Below are 22068 nucleotides of genomic sequence, written 5' to 3'. Positions count from 1 at the left end.
GAGAGCTTAAATATACTGATTTCAAGCAATTTATTCGTAAACTACGGGAGTGGGGATAGTAATCTCACCGACGGCTTCTGATTTTAGTGTTGTGTACATTATGCCCTCTCCTTCCAAGCTTGTTTTTAACTGCAGGGCACTTTGACCATATTCGTCTTTTATGGACTGAAATGAGGTGTCAACCGATTCTTCCTTGTTGTTTTTTATAAGAACACTGGTAACGATCAATTCTTCACCCAATACGATTACGGTATTTGGAGATAGGTTCTGTCGAGGAATACAATTACTTCTATCATCTATTAAGCAAGGTTTTGGTGGCATTGGGCCTTTAGATCCCTTAGGCCTTTTTATAAAGAGTAATGATTCATTGAATCTTTTTAATTTTTTAATATCCTTTTGTATTTTTTCTATTTGTTCCATTACCACTTTGTTGCCGTTTTCAAATTCAGCTACAAGTTTTGTTTTTTGCAGTTTTAACCTATTGATCTCAATCTCCGTACTCGCATAATAGAATTGATGGCCGTAAATAGGTTCATCGGCTTGATCTTTTGAGGTTTTGGAATTCACAGAAGTTAGTTCATCTTCAGTTGTCTCATGGTTGCTACAGGATACTAGTGTTGCAACGGTCAGGAATAGGGTTAATACTGTCATTTTTTTCATGTTAGATACGATTGTTTATTGTTAGTCCTTTTTGTTTTTGGAATGTTAACGTTTTTCCGCAATTAATTTAGGAAATTAAATTAATATTCAGCACGTAAATGATTGATTTTGTTGGTTATATGTACCATAGCGTGATAAAATCCGCACGATGGTATAATAAGGGGAAGCTTAGATTGGTTTTCTGATTAGGGTACTATCATGAAGATTTACGACCTGGACCCTTCTAGGATGAAAGATACAATTCCTGGGTTTTCGCGCTGGGATATAAAGTGAAAGGTCTGACCCCTTGAGCGTATTGCAAAGCCACTTGTTTTTTTAATTAGGGTCAAACGTTTTGCTTAGGTTTTGAAATTATAAACTTAACCTAAGGTTCAAAATCACCTAACACCAAAACTTTCCTGTTTCTTTATTTTTGCTTGGCCTCTTTCGGGAGGAGACGTTCTTTGTTTGAGTTAGTTTAGTTAAAGCTGGTGGCGACATTGGCTTTTTTTTATGTCCTTTTTTTGGATAGGACATAAGTTCAATGACCTTCCAGAAAAGTTGAATACCATTTGCCGGAAGTCTTGACCAACCTTTTTTGGGTATTGAAGTTGTTATGTACAAGACCAAATCTTGGATAATACCCTTCGGCCCATTCAAAGTTGTCGGTAAATGTCCATATAAAGTACCCATGTATCACCAAGCCCGCTTTTTTTGCCCTATACACTTCCTTGATATATTCCTGTAGATAGGAAAGTCTTTTAGGGTCATCGACATGACCGTTGAGGACCGTATCTTCAAAAGCGGCACCATTTTCTGTGATAATCAATTTTTTTATCCCTTTGTAGGCATTGAACTGGGATATCATGGCGTGGATACTTTTTGGATATACCTCCCAATCCATCAACGTAGTGGGTACGTTTCGTTTGGTCGCATTTACGAGTTTTGACCTTAGATAAGGTACGGTAAAACTGTGTTTTACGACCTCTCTGGTATAATTTTGAATGCCTATAAAGTCAAAATCGAAAACCATGTTTTTATCATCCCCTACCTTTTGGTATTTTTCCATACGTTTTAGGATACTTAGGTCATCGGTCGGGTAGCCCAAACCCAAACAAGGTTCAATGAACAAACGGTTCAATAATGCATCTGCTTTTTTTGCGGCCATTAGATCCCTTTTTTTTCTGGAATATGGTGTTATCATGGAGCACGAGAATGTGGAACCAATTACACCTTCCTTCACCGCTTCACGTAAAACCTTGCCTCCCAATGCTTGGCATAGGGTTGTATGGTGAACCGCAGGCAGAAAATTCCCCAAGCCTTTTTTGCCGGGAGCATGCGCCCCTAAAAAATACCCTGCGCCGGTAAAAACCATAGGTTCGTTCAGGACAATCCAGTGTTTTACTCGATCTCCGAATGCTTGGCCACAATGTCGAGCATAAGTTTCAAACCAGCCAAGAATGGCTCTATTGGTCCATCCGCCTTTTTCCTCCAAGGCTTGGGGCAGATCCCAATGGTATAGGGTTGCCCAAGGGGTTATGCCACATTCGAGACAGAAATCAATAACTCGGTTGTAAAAATCTATTCCGGCAATACTTAGGGTACCCTGACCTTTCGGCATTAGTCTTGACCATGATAATGAAAATCTAAAATGGGGAATGTTCATCGACTTCATTAAAAGGATATCTTCTCTGTACCGATGGTAAAAGTCACAGGCAATTTGCCCATTTTGGCCTTGATGAATGTTTTTTTTGTCCGAGGTAAAGCGGTCCCATATAGACTCGCCCTTATCATCACTGTTGTAGGCACCTTCAATTTGGTAGGCGGCAGTGGATACCCCCCAAATAAAATCGGGGCCAAAATCGGATGCTTTTAATCCGTAGTCCGAAAAATTTGGATTTGGTGGTGTCAAATTTAGTAATGCATTTGGCCGACGGAAGCTTCTTGAAGGATCTGATTAACAATATTGGCCGTAATATCCGGATAGTGAATATTGGTTTTATGATCTGTTTCAACCCAGTTTCCCAAAACTTCCAAATGTTTCATTTTTAATGATTTCATAGTGGGAACCCCGATTTCATTAAGGGCCATGGCATTGCATTGTTGTTCATATTGCCCTTTCATGGGTATTGCCAACAATTTTTTTCCTAGATAAAGGGCCTCCGCAGGGGTTTCAAAACCTGCACCGCAAAGAATACCCCTGCAATTGGCCATGCTTCGTATAAAGGCCTCATTATTGATTTTACGAACGGTTATGTTTTTGAAAAGGAAGCCCGTAAGGGTATGTTTAGAAAATACTTCCCATTTTACGCCTTTCAGTTTGGAAAGCATCTTCAATATTTTTTCGTCGCTGTAAGAGGGAAGGTAAACCGTATAATAATCACCCAAGGTTCTGGTCGAGTTTCTGATTTCCTTACGAATGATAGGGGTGAATATGTGGTCCCCATAGGCCTTGAAATGCAGCCCATAGGCATGGCTCGTAGGAGCATATTTTTTTAAGATCATTTTTCCTAAAAGATCGTTCTTTAGGGGTTTTGGAGTGTTGGGGGCAATTACTGCCGCCTGATGGCTAAAACCAACACACGGTTTATCCCTTAATTTGCATGCCCATGCCGACACGGGCTCAAAGTCATTAATGATCAGGTCATAATCTGTAATCGGAAGATTCCTTATTTCTTTCTGTAATTGGGCAGCGTTGGTTTTAAGGTAGGTCCGCCACATATCCACACCCCCCTTTTTTCCAAAGATAAAACTCAGGCCTTTTAATTGATATTTAATGGGATAAGGGATTTTGACATCGGCCTGGGTACCACTGACCAAAATATCGAGGGCGATCTTTCTTTTACGTAGTTCGGGAATTATGTCCCTTGCTCGGCTTAAATGACCATTGCCGGTACCTTGAATTGCGTATAGTATTTTCATTGAATCGGCCTACTTTGTTTTTACATTGCCGCTAGGCACCGAAATGGTTTGGAACTCGAGCATCAAACGTTCAAACAGTTCATTTTTTTCCAATAATTCGGTCGGTTCAAAAACTTCCATGTCTCGGGAATGTATGGCAATGTCATCATCATATCTGTATAGTTCCCATTTGCCCTGGGAGAATTCCAAGGCGGTAAGGTTTTCAACCCAGTCACCGGAATTTAAGTACATGACAGAACCTTTGGTCGTGGTTACCTTTTGAATAACAGGTTGGTGTATATGTCCACAGATAACATAATCAAATTCTTTTTCAATGGCGATATCCGCTGCGGTCTGCTCAAAATCACTGATGAACTTTATGGCCGATTTCACCCCGTTTTTTATTTTTTTGGACATGGAAACGGGTTTTTTGCCCATTTTTTTGGAAACAAAGTTTACGGCACTGTTCAGGAGGATCAGAAAGTCGTAACCCATAGCCCCAAGTTTCGCGATCCACTTGGAATGTCGCATGGTAACATCAAATACATCCCCATGGAATATCCATGCCTTTTTACCATGAATGTTAAGCAATTCCTTGTTAGCGATACTGAACGAACCCATTTTAAAACCTGAGAATTTTCGAAGCATTTCATCATGGTTCCCGGTAATGTATTGCACTTTTACCCCTTTGGCAACCCATTGCAATAGAAGCTTGATGATCTTCATGTGCGATTTTGGCCAATAGTGTTTGCTAAATTGCCAGATGTCAACAATATCCCCATTGAGGATGACCTGGTTCGGTTTGATGGACTTTAAATACTTCAATAGTTCTTTGGCATGGCAACCGTAAGTGCCTAGATGCACATCGGAAATGACCACAATTTCAATAGGTCTTTTTTTCATTTGAACGGGGTCGGATTGGTTGGTTGTTTTTCTTCACTTTTAGGGGTGAACCGTAAGTGCCCATACGATCCAGAAGAAAATCGAATAGGAATGTTGCAAGCGAAACTGGAATATTCTTCATAGTCAGGACTTCAACTATACCAAAGGTTTCGAATAAATTTTGATATTGCTGTAAAGTCTATCTTAAAGTTAGGTTAGGCAATGTTTAACAATAGACTTCTTACATCTTTTTTTATAACCATCTTATAACCTGGAAAAATTATTTTTCAGAATAATATTCATGAATATTGTTTATTACAATGGCCTGGGAGGGCCAATTCAATCGCGTTTCAATATTAGGAGGTAGGGATATGGAATTTTATTGACCATGTATTTGTGTTGACTTTGGAATATTTCGATTGTGGGTATTTTGGGTCGGCGATGGCCGATGGTAAGACTTAAAGGACTGGTATATGACGATACAACCACAATATGACCTTATCGTGGTAGGAGGCGGGGTTCTAGGAACCTTTCATGCCTATCATGCCCTCGAAAGAGGATTGAAGGTGGCGTTGATAGAAAGGGATAATACGCCGCAAGGAGCCACTATAAGTAACTTTGGGCAAATAGTGCCTTCAGGGATGAATAGTAAATGGCAGCTTTTCGGAAGGGAGAGTTTAAGGGTTTATAAGGAAATCCAGCAACAGTTCGATATTAGTGTACGCCAAGAAGGTAGCGTATATTTTGCATCCAACCCTAAAGAGGAACAGTTGCTGGTGGAACTGCATCAAATTAACAAGGACAATGATTACCCCTCCGTGCTATTGACCAAAAAGAAATGTCTCAACTCTTATCCGGGTTTGCGTAAGGACTATGTTACATCCGGACTTTTTTTCCCCGAGGAGATAATGGTAGAGCCACGGGTTATGATCAATAGATTACATAAATATTTAAAGGCAGTGGGGTTGGTCCTTTTTTCAAATTGTACGGTAATCGATTGTATGGCCTTATCTAATGGGATAGAGGTACAATGCTCGAACAATAAATCATTATCGGCGGCAAAGGTTATCATTTGTAATGGTACTGACTTTAAGACCTTGTATCCGAAATTGTTCCGTGAAAGTGATTTAGTGGTGTCAAAACTGCAAATGATGCAGACCAAGTCGCAGCAGAAGTATAGATTACCAAGTTCAATATTTACTGGACGGGCAATACGCTCCTATGGGGCTTTTCAAGAATGCCCCTCGTATACTGGGATGAAATCAGGGGAAAAGTTCAGTTCTGTGGGAAAGAAATGTGGAGTGCAGATCATCTTTAAGCAGTCCGTCGACGGATCAATTATTCTTGGGGAGTCACAGCAATCGGTTTATGTATCTAAAATAGATACCTTGGGAACGGACCTGGATATGGATGTTGATAATTACATACAACAAGAAGCCAAGAGGATTATTGATTTGCCCACATACGAAATACAAAGGCGATGGTACGGTTTGTTCTCCCATTGTAAATCGGCGGATGTTTATCAAGCGACCATAGACGACAATATCCATATCGTTACGGGAATCGGAAGAAAAGGGTTGACCGGAAGCGCAGGATTCGCAAAGGCCAATATTCATCAAATTTTCAATCTAAGACACGTATAGGGACGTATCGATTTTTTTATTAATGGTCAATCAATGTGATACCAGTGGTTTACTAAAAATACCAGGGGCTTTTACATGATGATATTCTTCGAAGTAAATCGTTGCGCGTGAATAACAGCTTTTTAAAAGGTCGGTTTTACCACCAACAAATAGGGATTATTTTTCGGCTATAGCTTTAAAAAGGATAAATCAAAATAGGAAACCTAATTTGTTATATCTTTGAAAACTAGCTTGAAAACACTATATTTCATTTGTTAGGGGATTTTATTCCCTATTTTTTGATGAAATTGAATGTGCTCGATATTTGATTGAATTCAATAGCCAATTACTATATTAAAACCCGTTAAATAAAACCAATAATGTCAAAGGATCAAAAACCTGTAATTAATCTACACGGAAAGCAAGACCCGGACTCAAAGATAGAAGCGATAAAAAACCTCATTTTTGGTGATAATATCCAGAGCTATGACGCAGAGTTCGAGGCTTTAAAGGAAGATATCCTCAATAAGAAAAAGATTTTGGAGGATTTGATTGAGGAGGTCGGGACCGACTTAAGAAAATCAATTGATGATGTTTCAACCGATGTGAATATTCGAATAACCGACCTGGAAAACAGTTTGGCCACAAAGATGGAGGACTTGGACGGGAAAAGCGTTGCCAAGGAAACCTTGGGTAAATTACTCATTGAATTGGGTGAAAAAGTCAGTAGTAAATAAATAGATCTTAAGGGCAGTTCGAATGAACGAGAAAGACAGATTGGAAATCCTTAAGGATATTTTGTTCACAGAGGATCGTGAAGATATTGATAAAATTGCCAATCGCATCGAACTGTTGGAGCAAGCTTATAATAGTAGGGAGAAATTCGCTTCCCGCGTGGATCCCATTGTGGAGGAACAGTTGGACAAGTTTACCAAAAGTATTCCGCATACCCTCGGACCGACAATTACCGCAACGTTAAAAAAGGAAATCCAAAACCACAAAGACGAAGTTGTTGACGCCCTTTACCCCGTGTTGGGTAAAATGGTCAAAAAATATGTGGCCCAGGAAATAAAGGTTTTATCTGAAAAGATAGATAACCAACTGAGCTTTATTTCTGCCTGGAAAAGAAAATTAAGATCGTTTTTTGGCGGTAGTAAGGAAAAAGAGTTATTACTTGATGATATAGGCGGGGAAAAAATTGAACAGGTAATGTTGATCGAACGTGGTTCAGGTCTGTTGAAAGCTAGTTTTTCAAAAACCGAAACCATAGATGAGGAAATGATCTCAGGAATGCTCACGGCCATAAAAACCTTTGTTGAGGATGCCTTTAATCAGAAAAACCAGGAGTTGGAACTTATAGAATATGAACTATACAATATACATATACAAAGCTTCGTCAACTATTATGTGGCAGTGGTGATTTCCGGTGCCTACAGTTTAAAGGCAAAGGATAAGGTTCAGGATATTATCTTCGACTTTTACCATAATTTCATGGAGATGAACCTTGATCTCATCTATACCAGTCGTCATCTCGAACAGCCGGTTGACACCATAAGCAGTAAACTGATTCAAAAAAAGCTAGCAGAATATTTTGGCAATGCAAAAATCTAAGAAGATTGTAATTTTAGGTCATTTCGGTGTCGGTAAGACATCATTGATCCAACGATTTGTAAAAGACAGTTTTTCCGATAAATATAAAGTGACCATTGGCGTTCATATTACCAAAAAAATTGTTGAGGTAAATGAGAATGATTCCATTTCACTGATTATTTGGGATCTCGAAGGTACCGATGAGGTGCAAATGATACGGCAGGCATACTTATTGGGTACCCATGGGGTTGTCTTCGTTTTTGATGTAAGTCGACCTTCCACATTCCAGAATTTGAATAGTGATTTAAAAATAGTTGCCGAGAAAACCCCCGATACTCCATTGATCATCGTTGGCAACAAAATTGATTTGGTAATCCAGGATGAGCTTCAAAGTCTTTTAAAAGACAACAATATTGAAGCAAATTACCTTACCAGTGCAAAAACCGGGGATGCTGTAAACGAAATGTTCACCCATTTAGCTACCCTATTGAATGACCTTACTTAGCCAATATAAAGAGCAATACATAAATCAGAGCATTCAGTTTGTTGTCATAGACTTGGATGGTAAGGTTCTTGAAAGTGATCAAACTTTCATTACGTTGAAACAGGATGGGTTCATCTATGATGTACATCCTTTCTTTATTTCCTACTCAAGTATTCTGGACAGTACGGAGGATTCGATGACCTATAATTGTGTTCACCTTGGGGAAGGTGATATGGAATTGATTACCGATATACGGTTTATAAAGAAAGAGAACCACCTGCTATTGGTCATTTATGACCTTACCGAGCATTATGTCTCCTATCAACGAATCGCACAGGCTAGGAACGAATCCATCATTAATTCTGAATTGGTGGTTCTTAAGAATATTGAATTGGAAGAACGGGAACGTTTCAAAAATGCCTTTATTCAGAATTTCAGCCATGAACTTAGAAATCCGCTAACAAGTATAATTTCGATAACCAACCTGCTCGAAAAAACCAACTTGGATAATGCGCAGCACCAAATGGTTGATTTTCTTAAGGAATCGAATACCAATTTACGATTATTGCTCGATGATATTCTGAGCATAAGCATGATTGCCTCTGGTAGGTTGCAATTGCGTAACAAAGTATTCAATCTGTTAAAATTGCTAGAGCTTATTGCGTTTACCTATACATCGAAAACCAAAGGGACATCCATTTCATTTTTGATGGATCATGATCAAAAAATACCTGAATTTATCGAAGGGGATAGGTTGCGATTGTTCCAAGTGCTCACCAACTTACTGGATAATGCCATAAAATTCACCGAAAAAGGCACGATTGCCCTAAAAGTAATACTCAATCAGAAAAGGGCAAATAAGGTAAGTCTAAGATTTGAGGTAAATGATACTGGTATTGGCATTCCTTCGGAAAAGATAAATACTGTTTTCGAGAGTTTCACACAATTGGAGGAAGAAGGTAAAAAAGGGGGTGCCGGTTTGGGGTTGTCTATAGTCAAAGGATTGGTAGAACTCATGGGTAGTGAGATCAAGGCGGAATCAAAGTCGGGTAAAGGTTCTTCCTTTTACTTTGACGTTACCTTGACCTATGCTATGAATTTAGCTTCCAAGCCTATTGAAAACACCAAAAATAAAACTGTAGATATATCAAAGCTCAAAGGGGATAGAAAATATAAGGTATTATTGGTTGAGGATGATGAACGTACACAAATGGTATTGTTCAAAACCCTTATGGATACCAATCTGTTTTTTATTGATTTGGTCAATGATGGCGCCATGGTTTTTGAAACGGTGATCAACAACAACTATGATATTATTCTTATGGATGTTGATCTGCCCAATGTTTCCGGTGATCAAATTACCAAATTGATCCGTGAATTTCCCTTTAAGAACATCAAGAATATTCCTATTATCGGCGTCACGGCCAATGTGTTTGAAGATAATGTCGATAATTATTTGAAGTTGGGCATGAATGCGGTGGTACCCAAACCATTCGATTTTAATGAGCTGCTAAAAGCCATTGTTAAACTACTTAAGTAGTATCCAACCCTTTTTGCATATTTATACTTTATACGGCTTATTGTCATAAGCGAAACACACTTCATAAACACTAAAGTAAGATAAATCTTGTTAAGAATGTATTTCATCGATAAAATATGCATTTTATCGACATATATTTCTAATCCATTATTTTCAGCCCTTTAGCCATGACTGCGCCTTAGATTTGTCCTGTATTAGAAATGAGACCCCTGATACATTAATTATAGAACGCACATGAACACATCGATTTTTGTAGATATTTTTTTTGTTATCAGTTTGTTGGTTTTTATGACAACCCTTTGCATTATTCTGCCTACCACCTTGTTAAAGCGGAAAGCATTGTTGAAAACAAAGGCGGAATACAGAATGAATAACATGATGAAAAGTAGATGATAAATATAATTGTTGTTTATCTCGGCATTCAAGCCATAAACAACGATAAACCTTAAAGGATAAATGCTATGCTAAACACTAACCATTTTATCCGTTTAAGTCCACTGGAATCTAATTGGCGATTTTAGTGGAGTGATAAAACCAACCCGGGTTTTGATAGTGATTAAAGTAATTTAGGTTTTAATTAGTCGGTTGGTTTAAGGGCCCTGTTTACAGGGCCTTTTTTTAATAAAATAAAGGATTAGATCAGAAAGACAATGCGTCCGTTGCCCATTGCACTATAAAATTTGAATATAACTTTAATGGGGAAATCAGTGAGCTTTAAGTATTTAATAGGTAACAGTTCAAAGGAGATGGATTTTGATCGACACAACAATACGAAGGGGTTGTATCCTGATTTAAACCAAGAGGAATTGTTTATTGGCGCTGTTTTTTTAAGTGACGTGTTAAAATTTGATTTATCGGACCAAGAACATAAAATGGAATACTTTGGTAGACTGGGTTTAGTTCATGTGGACGAATAAAAAGTGCTATGAAAAGGAAGGTAAATGGTGATGCATTGGTGATACTCTTGGGTATATTGATTGTGCTGGAGTCTATTAAAAACGTGCTGTGACCAAATTAATTTAGACTTTCGAAACGTTGATCGAATGAGATACGGAGAAAAGGTCGAAAACTTATCATTAGGGTTGTTTTACGATAACCCAGCCATCATAAGATGAATTTTATGGGTTGGTTATATTCATTTTAAAAGGTAATGAGGGTTGTGTTTGTTACGTTCCCCCTTAAGGGATAATTAGAAAGAAATTTCTGTTATCCCTTTTTAATTTTCCTATATTTAAAACAAAGGTCTGAAACCTTCGATTGACTAAAGGGAGGGGTGAACATGAACACTTAAAAATTAGTGACCTCGGCAAGAATCGAACTTGCATCTAAAGTTTAGGAAACTTCTATTCTATCCATTGAACTACGAGGCCAGTATAAGAAGAGCGCAAAAATAAAGTTTTTTGCAATAATTTACTTTATCAATCGTAAATATTTAAGAAGTATTATTATCAAAGGCTTTTTGGTTAGTTGTTCCGCCTCATCCATATTTCATACATCGGCTCCCCCTTACTATTCTTGCCTTGGTGATGCCAGTCATTCCCATTGATTTTGTATTCGAATGTGAGCTCGGCCCCAACCCTTGAATTATCTCTGGAGAAAAACTCGATATTTTCTTGGTAGACCCCATCCTTCGAGGTAAAGGAGCCACCACCGGTACCGTGAAATTGCATGGTTTCGGTATTATAGGCTATCCATTGAAACCTGCCATCTTGTAAAAATTTCAATGTTTTACGGGATTTGCTGTCACCCCTTCGTTCCTGTCCCTCATCAGGACCCCGTACACCGAACAACCACTGTCCATCCAAATCCTGGCTTATTTTTGCATTTGGCTTAAACTTCATGTCCGATTTCATTCCAAGAATCAAATTGTTGCCATCCTTTTCAAATGGAATACGCAGTTGGCGAATGGGGTCTTTGGCGTAATTGGAATTGAATTCCAGGAGCACCACCAAACGTTGATCTTCAATTTGATAAAACCCACCTTCGGTCTTTATGAAATTTGCAGGTGATTTTTTATAGGTCGTATGTATCAAATACCGATCGGATAACTTTAATTCGTGAACCGTGTCGTTGGCCACCGAAAAATACACACCTGGCATAATCTGGGCATTGATTGTAGGTGCGGCACAAAGGAATACCAGTAAGAAATAGTGGTAAATAGCTGTTTTCGTTTTCATAAGTGGGTTTTTAATACTAAATATAATAATTAAAACACTATAAATGAATTGATTAGGATTGATTCGGGGAATAATGGAATATTTTTGAAGTATTTTTTATAAAAAGCTTGTTTTATAATTTTTTTGATTTTATTTGTACCATCAAACTAAGCGTTTATTAGTTTGGTTTAAGGCTTTTAGCTGAACATAATGAACCTTGTTTATATGCTCGGGACCATGGGGATTAGGAAGTCATACCCATTGTCTGCCCAGGGATTGGGTGACCGGGATTTAAAGCTAACTTCTGTGAGGACCCTTACCATCGTCTGTAGCCAGCACGATTACTTTTTCATTCCTACAACGGCGGAACAAATCATGATTTGATTTTAATTCAATGATCTTTTTATAAAAGGTTCTATTCCTTTATCCAAAATTTTATTGCTATTAATTTTAAATATTCTATTGTTCCATGAACACTAAATACATTGATCTAATCGATCAAACGTTTGATTTTCCGCAAGAGGAGTTCTCACTTCAGAACGATAACCTGCAATTTCACGGCATTCCCTTATATGAACTCGTTCAGAAATACGGAAGTCCGTTAAAATTCACGTATCTGCCCAAAATTTCTGAAAATATCATGCGCGCCAAAAATTGGTTCGCAACGGCCATTGAAAAAAATGGTTACAAGGGAAAGTACAACTATTGTTATTGTACAAAAAGTTCCCATTTCCAGCATGTAATGCATGAGGCCTTAAAGAATGACATCCATATAGAGACGTCATCCGCCTTTGATATCAATATCATTGAAAACTTAAAGGAAAAAGGTAAATTGAAGAATGACGCTTATATTATCTGTAATGGATTTAAGCGTGATCAATATATAGAAAATATTGGTCGCCTTATCAACTCGGGTCATCGCAACTGTATTCCTATCATCGATAATTATGAAGAGATCGATCTGTTGTCCGATGTGGTCAATGACAACTTTAAGGTAGGTATCCGTATTGCTTCGGAAGAAGAGCCTAAATTTGAGTTTTACACCTCCCGTTTGGGAATCGGGTATAAGAATATCGTGCCCTTCTACGAAAACCAAATTAAGGACAATGAGAAGGTTGAACTTAAGATGCTCCATTTTTTCATTAACACCGGTATACGGGACAATGCGTATTACTGGAACGAACTGGCCAAGTGTCTAAAAGTCTATGTGCGATTGAAGAAAATGTGTCCTTCACTCGACAGTCTTAATATAGGTGGAGGGTTTCCCATAAAGAATTCCTTGGCCTTCGAGTATGATTATGAGTATATGATCGATGAGATCATTAATCAGATCAACATAGCCTGCCAAGAGGCTGAAGTATCGGTGCCCCATATTTTTACTGAGTTCGGAAGCTTTACGGTAGGAGAGAGCGGAGGTGCCATATATGAGATCTTATATCAAAAACAACAGAATGATCGGGAAAAATGGAATATGATAGATTCGTCTTTTATTACCACCCTACCCGATACTTGGGCCATCAATAAACGATTTATCATGTTGCCGGTCAATCGTTGGCATGATGAATATGAGCGTGTTCTTTTAGGCGGACTCACTTGCGATAGCGATGATTATTACAATAGTGAACAGAACAGGAATGCCATTTATTTGCCTAAATACAGTAAAAGTAAACCACTTTACATAGGTTTCTTCAATACTGGGGCGTATCAAGATTCCATTGGGGGCGTTGGTGGCCTGCAGCATTGTCTGATACCACAGCCCAAACATATCATTATTGATAGGGATGAAAATGGTGAGCTGACAACCACACTGTTCAAGACTCAGCAAAAAGCTGATCAGATGTTGGAAATACTGGGATACGACAATAATGTGCCAGTGCATAATATTGAAGAGGTCCTTAACGAACAAACAATTCCTTTACAAGGGTAGTATAACAATAAATTAATATTTAAAATCATGAGTACAACGAAGAATTACGCGGGTATTACCGACGAATTCGCACAATTGGAAACTGCGAAAGTGGTTTTGATTCCAGTGCCCTATGACGGTACAAGCACTTGGGGAAAAGGAGCCGATAAAGGTCCGGAAGCATTCTTGGATGCATCGGAGAACATGGAATTGTATGATATTGAAACCAATTCTGAGGTGTATAAACAAGGGATTCATTTGACCAATCCGGTAACTGAAAACGATTCTCCCGAATCCATGGTGGATGCCGTACATAAAGTGACCAAGGAGTACATCAAACGCAATAAATTCGTGACGCTTTTTGGAGGGGAACATTCTATCTCAATAGGTAGTATAAGGGCGTTCAATGAATGCTTTGACAATCTAACGGTTTTGCATATTGATGCCCATGCCGATTTAAGGGAGTCTTACGACGGAACACGATGTAACCATGCCTGTGCCGTGCATGAGGCCAGTCAGTCAACGAATCTAGTACAGATAGGCATTCGTTCCATGGACGCCATAGAGAAGACTTTTATGGATGATGAAAAGACCTTTTTCGCACATGATATGGTGAATGATGAATATTGGATGGATAAGGTTGTAGACCTTATGACCGATAATGTGTTCATTACTTTTGATTTGGATGCTTTCGATCCCTCTATATTGCCTTCTACGGGAACACCGGAACCGGGAGGATTGTTCTGGTATGAAACCCTGGATTTTTTGAAGCAGGTCTATAAGGAGAAAAACGTTGTTGGTTTCGACATTGTTGAACTATGCCCCAATGCCCAAGATAAATCTTCGGATTTTTTGGCGGCTAAGTTGTATTACAAAATGCTAAGTTATAAATTCATGGGTGAAGATGTTGATGATGACTATGATAATACCTATGATGTAAACCATAAATCGGGGAATACCCATTCAAAATTTGAAGAGGATGAAGACTAAAGGAGCTATTTCCAATTTTATTGAAAAATATTATTTGCATTTTAATGCCGCCGCCTTGGTCGATGCGGCCAAAGGCTATGAGGATCAGTTGAAAAAAGGTTCCAAAATGTTGGTGTCCTTGGCTGGGGCCATGAGTACCGCCGAGTTAGGTAAGATTTTTGCGGAAATGATTCGGCAGGATAAGGTACAGATCGTTTCGTGTACCGGGGCCAATTTGGAGGAGGATATTATGAACCTGGTGGCACATTCGCACTATAAACGGGTACCGGAATATCGCGATTTAACCCCCCAGGATGAATGGAATTTGTTGGAAAAAGGACTCAATCGGGTTACGGATACCTGTATCCCCGAGGAAGAGGCATTCCGCAGGTTGCAAGAGCACATATTTAAGATCTGGAAAGATGCCGAGGATAAGGGTGAACGTTATTTACCCCATGAATATATGTATAAGATGTTGCTTTCCGGGGTATTGGAAGAGTATTATGAAATAGATTTGAAAGATTCTTGGATGTATGCCGCGGCAGAGAAAAACCTACCTATCGTTTGTCCAGGATGGGAAGATAGTACTATGGGGAACATTTTTGCTTCCTACGTTTTAAAAGGGGAACTTAAGGCGAGTACCATGAAGTCCGGGATTGAATATATGACCTTTTTGGCTGATTGGTATACCGACAATTCAAAGAATGGTATTGGGTTTTTCCAAATAGGTGGGGGTATTGCGGGTGATTTTCCAATTTGTGTGGTACCCATGTTATATCAGGATATGGAACGTACGGACACGCCTTTCTGGAGTTATTTTTGCCAGATTAGCGACTCAACAACAAGTTATGGGTCGTACTCGGGGGCCGTACCCAATGAAAAGATCACCTGGGGGAAACTCGATATGGATACGCCAAAATTTATAATAGAAAGTGATGCGACCATTGTGGCGCCTTTAATTTTTGCTTATCTTTTGAACATGTAATTATGGACAAGCACGCACATTTAAAAAGAGTAATAGTCGATTTCAGAAAACTGACACCGGAGGTTCTCAAACTTTTGGTCGAAAGGTATCCTGATGGTTATGACGATCGTAATATCATTTCATTTAGAAATGCCAGTGGCGAAAGGGTAGAAGCTGTGGAGGTTTTGACTGAGGACACCAAATATTTGGTCAAGATCAGTGCAAAATTGGAATATACCATGGAGAATTATGATGAGGATGACTATGAGGATTATGATGACGATGATCCAGAAGCCGTTCCCGATCCCGATTTGTCAGAGGATGGACATGACGATGACGATTAATACGAATAACCCTAGGTAACCCATTCAAATTTTCGCAAGCCAATCCCTTTTTAAAGGGGACTTCCCTTACGATATTAAGCCGGTGTCCCGATAAAGGACATGAGGCTAACCTTATCACATATTCAAGAATGAAAATAGAAGAGATTGAAAATATTGAATTAAAGTTCCTAGACCTTGAAGACTACAAGGAACTCAAGGAAGCAATGCTTTCTTCCTATACCAATATGCCTGGTTCGTATTGGAAAGAGGAGCAAATTAAGTTATTGGTAGACAAGTTTCCCGAAGGGCAGGTCGTCATTAAGATCAATGGCCAATTGGCTGGTTGTGCCTTATCGATCATAGTCGATTATGAACTGTATGAGGACGATCATACCTATGAGGACATTACAGGCAACTATTCCTTCAATACACATACCAATGAAGGGGATGTGTTATATGGAATAGATGTTTTTATCAAACCCGAATTTCGTGGACTCAGGTTAGGCCGCAGATTATATGATTACCGTAAGGAACTCTGTGAAAAACTGAACCTAAAAAGTATTGTTTTTGGGGGTCGGATGCCCAATTTCCATAAATATTCGGAAGAACTTACCCCTAAGGAGTATATCGCAAAAGTTCGGTTGAAGGAAATCCAAGACCCTGTACTCAATTTTCAGATCAGCAATGATTTTCATCCAGCCAAAGTGATGAAAGGATATTTGGAAGGCGATGAGGCGTCCAACGATTTCGCCATTTTGATGGAGTGGGATAATATTTATTATCACAAACCCTCTAAAAAAGCCGCCACCAAGAAGACCATTATACGATTGGGGCTTATCCAATGGCAAATGAGGCCTTATAAAGATTTGGAAGCCTTATTGCAACAGGCAGAGTATTTCGTGGATGCCGTTTCGGGTTATCGTTCTGATTTTGCGATGATGCCCGAATTTTTCAATGCCCCCCTGATGGCCGATCACAACCATCTGTCCACCCCTGACGCTATTCGCGAACTGGCGGGGCATACAACAGCCATTGTCCAAAAATTCTCTGAGTTTTCGATTTCATATAACATCAATATCATTTCCGGTAGTATGCCCGAAATCGTAGATGGCCGTTTATTGAATGTGGGGTATTTGTGTAGAAGGGATGGTAGTGTGGAGCGTTATGAGAAGATCCATGTTACCCCCGATGAGGCTAAGGTATGGGGAATGCAGGGAGGCAATCAAATAAAGGCATTTGATACCGATTGCGGTAAAATAGGCATCCTAATATGTTACGATGTTGAGTTTCCTGAATTGGGCCGTATTTTGGCCGATGAAGGCATGAATATACTGTTCGTTCCATTTTTGACCGATACCCAAAATGGGTATTCAAGGGTGCGCAATTGTGCGCAGGCAAGAGCCATAGAAAATGAATGTTATGTAGCGATAGCCGGTAGTGTTGGTAATTTACCCAATGTACAGAACATGGATATCCAATTTGCACAATCGATGGTTTTTACACCCTGTGATTTTTCATTCCCTACCAATGGTATCAAGGCGGAAGCCACCCCAAATACCGAGATGATCCTTATCGCTGACGTGGACATTGATCTACTTAGGGAACTTAACCAATTCGGGGCGGTGCATAATCTAAAGGATAGAAGAACCGACCTTTATGAATTAAGGAAAAAGTAAACCCTGTTCAATGTACAGGATGGGTTATAAAGGCGGTCATGGTGTGTTTCTTATGATTTGGATACACTGAACACTAGGCCGTACGGGCCATAATTTACGTAAGAATATATAAAAAAATATAAAAGTATGACGCTTAATAAGTTGCGTATCATTGGCAGTGAGGAATGGTGTTTTTTCGATCCGTTGGGTATTCCTGCCATTAAGGCAAGGGTAGATTCTGGGGCAAAGACCTCTTCCATTCAGGCCACCAATATCAAGGTAATCAACAAAGGGGTTCAGGAATGGGTGAAGTTTGAAGTGAACCCTTTGCAGGAGAATAGGAGTATAACCCTAAATTGTGAGGCCCGGTTGGTCGACAGGCGAATGATCAAAAGTTCCACAGGAATCTCTGAGGAACGCTTAGTGGTAAAGACCCCCGTAACTTTGGGCGATGATACATTTGAAATAGAATTGACCCTTGCCAATAGGGATACCATGGAGTACCGTATGCTCTTGGGTAGGGAGGCTTTAATGGACAGGTATATGGTGAATCCTGCGGAAAGCTATAAAATACAGCATTTCACCACTGATGAAATTGAACTAAAATACAAGCCGTTCTTTAAACAAAAGACGGGATTGAAAATAGCCCTTTTGGCCAGTAATCCACAGCTTTATAGCAATAAACGTATTATCGAGGCCGCTGAGGCCAGAGGACATGAAATCGTGTTTCTCAATGTTGAATTGGCCTATATGAAGTTGGATGCGCATTCACCTGAAATCAGATATCGTGGAGGGAACATCCTCAATGAGTTCGATGCGGTTATCCCAAGAATCAAACCCGCAGTTACTTTTTATGGTTGTGCATTGATTCGTCAATTTGATAATTTGGGCGTGTATTGTCAGAATACGGCAGAGGCCATATCCCAGTCCAGGGATAAACTTTTTGCCTCCCAGTTGTTTTCAAAAAACGATATCCATATACCGATAACGGGATTTGCAAAATCACCCATGGATACCAAAGATCTTATAAAAATGGTCAATGGAGCGCCCCTCATTATAAAATTGTTGGAGAGTACCCAAGGCAAGGGCGTTGTTTTGGCAGAGACCAATAAAGCTGCGGAGAGTGTAATCAATGCGTTTAAGAGCGTGAATACGAACATTCTGGTCCAGGAGTTCATTAAGGAAGCCAATGGGCAGGATATCCGTTGTTTCGTGGTTAATGGCAAAGTAGTCGCCTCTATGCAAAGACAGGCGGAGAAAGGGGAGTTTAGGGCCAATATCCACCAAGGGGGCAAGGCATCGATCATTAAGATTACGGCAGAAGAGAAGAAATTGGCCCTAAAGGCCGCCAAGGTATTGAATTTGGCCGTAGCTGGGGTCGATATTATCCGATCGAACAAAGGACCACTATTATTGGAGGTGAATTCCTCTCCAGGTTTAGAAGGTATTGAGAATGCCACCGGAAAGGATATTGCCAATGAAATGATCTTGGCGATAGAGCGAAAGCTCAAGTTCAGTTCTTAAGAAAAGGTTGTGGACCCTCTAAAAAGGGTCCCTTTCTAAGGAGTTGCTCACGCCTTTAAATTCGACAGCATCTCCTTGGTCATTTTTTCCAAATCGAATTTCGATTGCCATCCCCAATCCGTTTGGGCATGGGAGTCATCAATACTACTAGGCCAAGAATCGGCAATTTCCTGTCTAAAATCGGGCTTATAACTTATTTTGAAATCAGGTATCCAGACCTTTATGCTATTTGCGATTTCCTCGGGGGTAAAACTTATGGCGGCCAGATTGTACGAGGATCGTATCTTAATGTTTTCCGGTTTGCTTCGCATTAATAAAAGGGTGGCCCGTATGGCATCGTCCATAAACATCATGGGTAACCGGGTATCCTTTTTCAAAAAACAGGTATAGGCGCCCTCCGATAAGGCCTTATGGTAAATTTCTACCGCATAATCCGTGGTTCCCCCACCGGGCATGGTCTTGTAACTGATAAGTCCAGGATAACGTATGCTACGGACATCGACCCCGAATTTTTGGTGGTAATAGTTACACCAGCGCTCACCGGATTGTTTGCTAATGCCATAAACCGTCGATGGTTCCATAATGGTATTTTGTGGTGTCAGGTCCGCGGGGGTATTGGGACCAAAGACAGCGATGCTCGAAGGCCAGAAAATCTTATCTATCTTTTTTTCCTTGGCGAGGTTTAACACATTGAAGAGTGAGTTCATGTTCAGGTTCCAGGCACGCATGGGAAACTTTTCGGCGGTGGCACTTAACATGGCTGCCATTAGGTACACTTCACTGATTTCGTAATAGGCCACCACTTCTTCCAAAGCATTGTAATCCGTGGCGTCTAAAAGCTCAAAGGGGCCTGAGTTCATCAGTTCTTCTTTTCCCTCGCGAATATCACTCGCAATAACAACCTCATTGCCATGTTTTTCACGTAAGGCATACGTAAGTTCCGTTCCGATTTGCCCACAGGCACCCAAGATTAAAATAGATTTCTGCATTAAAATGACGTTAAATGAATACTTGGTAAATATAGCTTTTATTAAAATTTGTACATTCGCTTTATGCATAAATTCTTAGTTGTCCTAGTCGTGTTTTTGGTATCCGTTTCTTGTAAGGAAAAGAAAGATGAAACGGGTGGGGAAGATGCCTCACGATATGAAATTGTTACCGATAAATGGCCTAAAAAGCTTGCTGTGGATCCCAAGGCTGAGGCTATCTTAAAGCAATGGCCCGAATACATGGCCATGGATGTTGGTTTTGATGCTATTTACAACGCGGCGAATAAGGAAGATTTAAGCCTTACGATAGAGGATCTTATCAATGAGCAAAAATTACTGGAAGATTCAACCTATCCCAAAGAATTTGATTCCCCACAGATAAAAAGCCGACAAAAGGTTTTTAAGACCTATTTGCTAAAGGTCAAGGGTGATTTGGTTTATTTTTTGGATCCCGAGACCTCAGTACATGAAATGATCGAATCCTATAATATCATGAGAGAGCAGTTCAATGCCATTGTGAACCATACCTTGGATGCCAAACTGATTTTGGATCAGGAATAGCTATGGTATGCCCCGTTAACGAAAACCTTGCCGCATCTTGTTAAAAAAACGAGACTTCCTGTATCTTAATGTTCGGCGAACCGATTGAAGATTATTTTTTATCCTCGGCAGGTTCTGCTTTTCTGGATTCCAAGGCCTGCTTGCTTAAACTGGCTAGATTAAAGTTAGGGTCTATGGTCAAAGCCTTATCGATCATGGCGATTGCCTCATCGATCTTGGTTTTGTCCTGATTGTAGATGGTAAGGGCCTTTAAATGCATAAATGCCGCCTTTAATGATGCTTCGTAGGGTTGCTGTCTTTCATAAAAAGCATATTTCATATCGTCCTTGGCATTGGCAATCCCATAATCAATATTGGTAATGGCCCCAAGATTATCTCCGGTCTGTATTTTTAAATCGGCCAATTCATAGGCCAAATAGACATTAGGGGTACGTTTGTTCAGGATCTCTAATTGTTCCAAGGCCCTTTTGGGCTGGTTGATCGCTTTCAATGAAATAGCCTTCACCTGTACGGCCAAATCCGAATCCGATTCGTTTTTTTCTATTCCTATGGTGTTCAATGCCTGCATATGCTGATTGTTGTTCGCATAGATGTAGGCAAGCGTGTCTTTTCGTGCTTTGGAAGGGGCAAGTATATTCAAATGTGTTAAGGCATTGGTCATACCGTTCACATCGGCCTGCATTCTCATTTCCTTATAAAAGGCTTCGTAATGTTTTAATAATTCGGCGTTTGATTGTGCATTTACCATAAAGCTGGAGGCAAATAGGACCACGAAGACAACCTTTTTCATATATCTCTTGTTTTCTTGATTTTTCGTGCGCTAAGCTATTAAAATTATATTTATTATGCTGTTAACGAAAGTATTAAATAAACATAAAAAAAGCGCCAAGACGGCGCTGATTTTTTTTGTATCCTAAAAATATCATGCAATGGTTAATTTCACTTCTTTTTTGGCGAACCTACGTATGAGTCCGGCATAAAATCCCAAATTTTTGGTATCCAGTTCAATGCACGACTTTAAAAAATCCTTTAGGTTTTTAAATAAAAGATTGGCGTGTAATAAAGGAAGGTACATATTGACCTTGGTCGGGTCGTAGTTTTTGTCGTCCATTACGATATCCATGGCTACCCTTTTTCTGTGATAATCAATAGATACATCCGTTGCATTGTAATACTTCTTTAAGATAGCAACATGTAAGGTTTTAAATTTTTCGGTTGATTGGGGATTTGCGCAACTTTCGGAAATTAATTTTTCAATCTCCTTTTTAATTCTAAATCGTAATGCTGAATTTTCCATGTCAATCGATTTTTTTGTATACTTAAAATTACGCATTTCATCGATAAGACCTTTAAGAACAGTGGT

The 22068-nt window shown here is 39.5% G+C and carries 20 protein-coding genes and 1 tRNA gene; 12 read left to right on the top strand and 9 right to left on the bottom strand.

Going from position 1 to position 22068, the window contains the following annotated elements; genetic code table 11:
• Positions 1-30 precede the first annotated feature (30 nt).
• The 4 genes from HPE56_RS15815 to HPE56_RS15800 form a co-directional block, all read right to left on the bottom strand.
• On the bottom strand, positions 31-651 hold the full coding sequence (locus tag HPE56_RS15815; RefSeq protein WP_188244723.1) for a hypothetical protein: 621 nt from the start codon (positions 649-651) through the stop codon (positions 31-33).
• Between the two features lie 529 nt (positions 652-1180).
• Positions 1181-2551 (bottom strand): GH1 family beta-glucosidase, encoded by a 1371-nt coding sequence (locus tag HPE56_RS15810; RefSeq protein ID WP_188244722.1) that lies wholly within the window; start codon positions 2549-2551, stop codon positions 1181-1183.
• A 2-nt stretch (positions 2552-2553) separates the two neighbouring features.
• Positions 2554-3561, bottom strand: coding sequence for a glycosyltransferase family protein (locus HPE56_RS15805; RefSeq protein ID WP_188244721.1), 1008 nt, complete (start codon positions 3559-3561; stop codon positions 2554-2556).
• 9 nt (positions 3562-3570) lie between these two features.
• Positions 3571-4443 (bottom strand): UDP-2,3-diacylglucosamine diphosphatase, encoded by an 873-nt coding sequence (locus HPE56_RS15800; protein WP_188244720.1) that lies wholly within the window; start codon positions 4441-4443, stop codon positions 3571-3573.
• A 452-nt stretch (positions 4444-4895) separates the two neighbouring features.
• Between HPE56_RS15800 and HPE56_RS15795 the strand changes: the two genes are divergently transcribed.
• The 5 genes from HPE56_RS15795 (at position 4896) to HPE56_RS15775 (ending at position 9658) form a co-directional block, all read left to right on the top strand.
• Positions 4896-6065, top strand: a complete 1170-nt coding sequence (locus HPE56_RS15795; protein WP_223170344.1) for a TIGR03364 family FAD-dependent oxidoreductase — start codon at positions 4896-4898, stop codon at positions 6063-6065.
• A gap of 359 nt (positions 6066-6424) precedes the next feature.
• On the top strand, positions 6425-6781 hold the full coding sequence (locus tag HPE56_RS15790) for a fructose 1,6-bisphosphatase (RefSeq protein WP_188244719.1): 357 nt from the start codon (positions 6425-6427) through the stop codon (positions 6779-6781).
• 22 nt (positions 6782-6803) lie between these two features.
• Positions 6804-7655 (top strand): cell envelope biogenesis protein OmpA, encoded by an 852-nt coding sequence (locus tag HPE56_RS15785; RefSeq protein WP_188244718.1) that lies wholly within the window; start codon positions 6804-6806, stop codon positions 7653-7655.
• On the top strand, positions 7642-8139 hold the full coding sequence (locus HPE56_RS15780) for a Rab family GTPase (protein ID WP_188244717.1): 498 nt from the start codon (positions 7642-7644) through the stop codon (positions 8137-8139). The genes HPE56_RS15785 and HPE56_RS15780 overlap by 14 nt, the downstream gene beginning before the upstream one ends.
• Positions 8126-9658 carry a hybrid sensor histidine kinase/response regulator gene (locus HPE56_RS15775; RefSeq protein WP_188244716.1) on the top strand — a complete coding sequence of 511 codons (1533 nt, stop codon included), beginning with the start codon at positions 8126-8128 and terminating at the stop codon, positions 9656-9658. Before HPE56_RS15780 ends, HPE56_RS15775 begins: the two co-directional genes overlap by 14 nt.
• A gap of 1298 nt (positions 9659-10956) precedes the next feature.
• Here the strand turns inward: HPE56_RS15775 and HPE56_RS15770 are convergent.
• Positions 10957-11028, bottom strand: a tRNA-Arg gene (locus HPE56_RS15770).
• Between the two features lie 93 nt (positions 11029-11121).
• On the bottom strand, positions 11122-11835 hold the full coding sequence (locus tag HPE56_RS15765) for a hypothetical protein (protein ID WP_188244715.1): 714 nt from the start codon (positions 11833-11835) through the stop codon (positions 11122-11124).
• Positions 11836-12283: 448 nt separating this feature from the next.
• Here HPE56_RS15765 and HPE56_RS15760 point away from each other — a divergent pair, with 448 nt between their 5' ends.
• The 6 genes from HPE56_RS15760 (at position 12284) to rimK (ending at position 19155) form a co-directional block, all read left to right on the top strand.
• Positions 12284-13741, top strand: coding sequence for an arginine decarboxylase (locus HPE56_RS15760; protein ID WP_188244714.1), 1458 nt, complete (start codon positions 12284-12286; stop codon positions 13739-13741).
• A 27-nt stretch (positions 13742-13768) separates the two neighbouring features.
• Complete coding sequence (gene speB / locus HPE56_RS15755; RefSeq protein WP_188244713.1) at positions 13769-14710, top strand: agmatinase; 942 nt, start codon at positions 13769-13771, stop codon at positions 14708-14710.
• Positions 14700-15674 (top strand): deoxyhypusine synthase family protein, encoded by a 975-nt coding sequence (locus HPE56_RS15750; protein WP_109651746.1) that lies wholly within the window; start codon positions 14700-14702, stop codon positions 15672-15674. Before speB ends, HPE56_RS15750 begins: the two co-directional genes overlap by 11 nt.
• 2 nt (positions 15675-15676) lie before the next feature.
• Positions 15677-15997 (top strand): hypothetical protein, encoded by a 321-nt coding sequence (locus HPE56_RS15745; protein ID WP_188244712.1) that lies wholly within the window; start codon positions 15677-15679, stop codon positions 15995-15997.
• Between the two features lie 128 nt (positions 15998-16125).
• Complete coding sequence (locus HPE56_RS15740; RefSeq protein WP_188244711.1) at positions 16126-17652, top strand: bifunctional GNAT family N-acetyltransferase/carbon-nitrogen hydrolase family protein; 1527 nt, start codon at positions 16126-16128, stop codon at positions 17650-17652.
• Positions 17653-17778: 126 nt separating this feature from the next.
• A complete protein-coding gene (gene rimK / locus HPE56_RS15735) occupies positions 17779-19155 on the top strand; it encodes a 30S ribosomal protein S6--L-glutamate ligase (RefSeq protein WP_188244710.1) in 1377 nt (458 codons plus the stop codon).
• Positions 19156-19202: 47 nt separating this feature from the next.
• On the opposite strand, the gene HPE56_RS15730 is transcribed toward rimK, so the two are convergent.
• Positions 19203-20144, bottom strand: a complete 942-nt coding sequence (locus tag HPE56_RS15730; RefSeq protein ID WP_188244709.1) for an NAD-dependent epimerase/dehydratase family protein — start codon at positions 20142-20144, stop codon at positions 19203-19205.
• A gap of 63 nt (positions 20145-20207) precedes the next feature.
• Here HPE56_RS15730 and HPE56_RS15725 point away from each other — a divergent pair, with 63 nt between their 5' ends.
• Positions 20208-20705 carry a hypothetical protein gene (locus HPE56_RS15725; protein ID WP_188244708.1) on the top strand — a complete coding sequence of 166 codons (498 nt, stop codon included), beginning with the start codon at positions 20208-20210 and terminating at the stop codon, positions 20703-20705.
• Between the two features lie 91 nt (positions 20706-20796).
• Here the strand turns inward: HPE56_RS15725 and HPE56_RS15720 are convergent, their stop codons facing one another.
• Positions 20797-21495 (bottom strand): tetratricopeptide repeat protein, encoded by a 699-nt coding sequence (locus HPE56_RS15720; RefSeq protein ID WP_188244707.1) that lies wholly within the window; start codon positions 21493-21495, stop codon positions 20797-20799.
• A 132-nt stretch (positions 21496-21627) separates the two neighbouring features.
• Positions 21628-22002 (bottom strand): hypothetical protein, encoded by a 375-nt coding sequence (locus HPE56_RS15715; protein ID WP_188244706.1) that lies wholly within the window; start codon positions 22000-22002, stop codon positions 21628-21630.
• Positions 22003-22068: the final 66 nt, after the last annotated feature.

The organism is Maribacter aquimaris (genome assembly GCF_014596745.1).
Lineage (GTDB): Bacteria > Bacteroidota > Bacteroidia > Flavobacteriales > Flavobacteriaceae > Maribacter_A > Maribacter_A aquimaris.
This window is presented reverse-complemented; position numbering and strand designations above follow the sequence as displayed.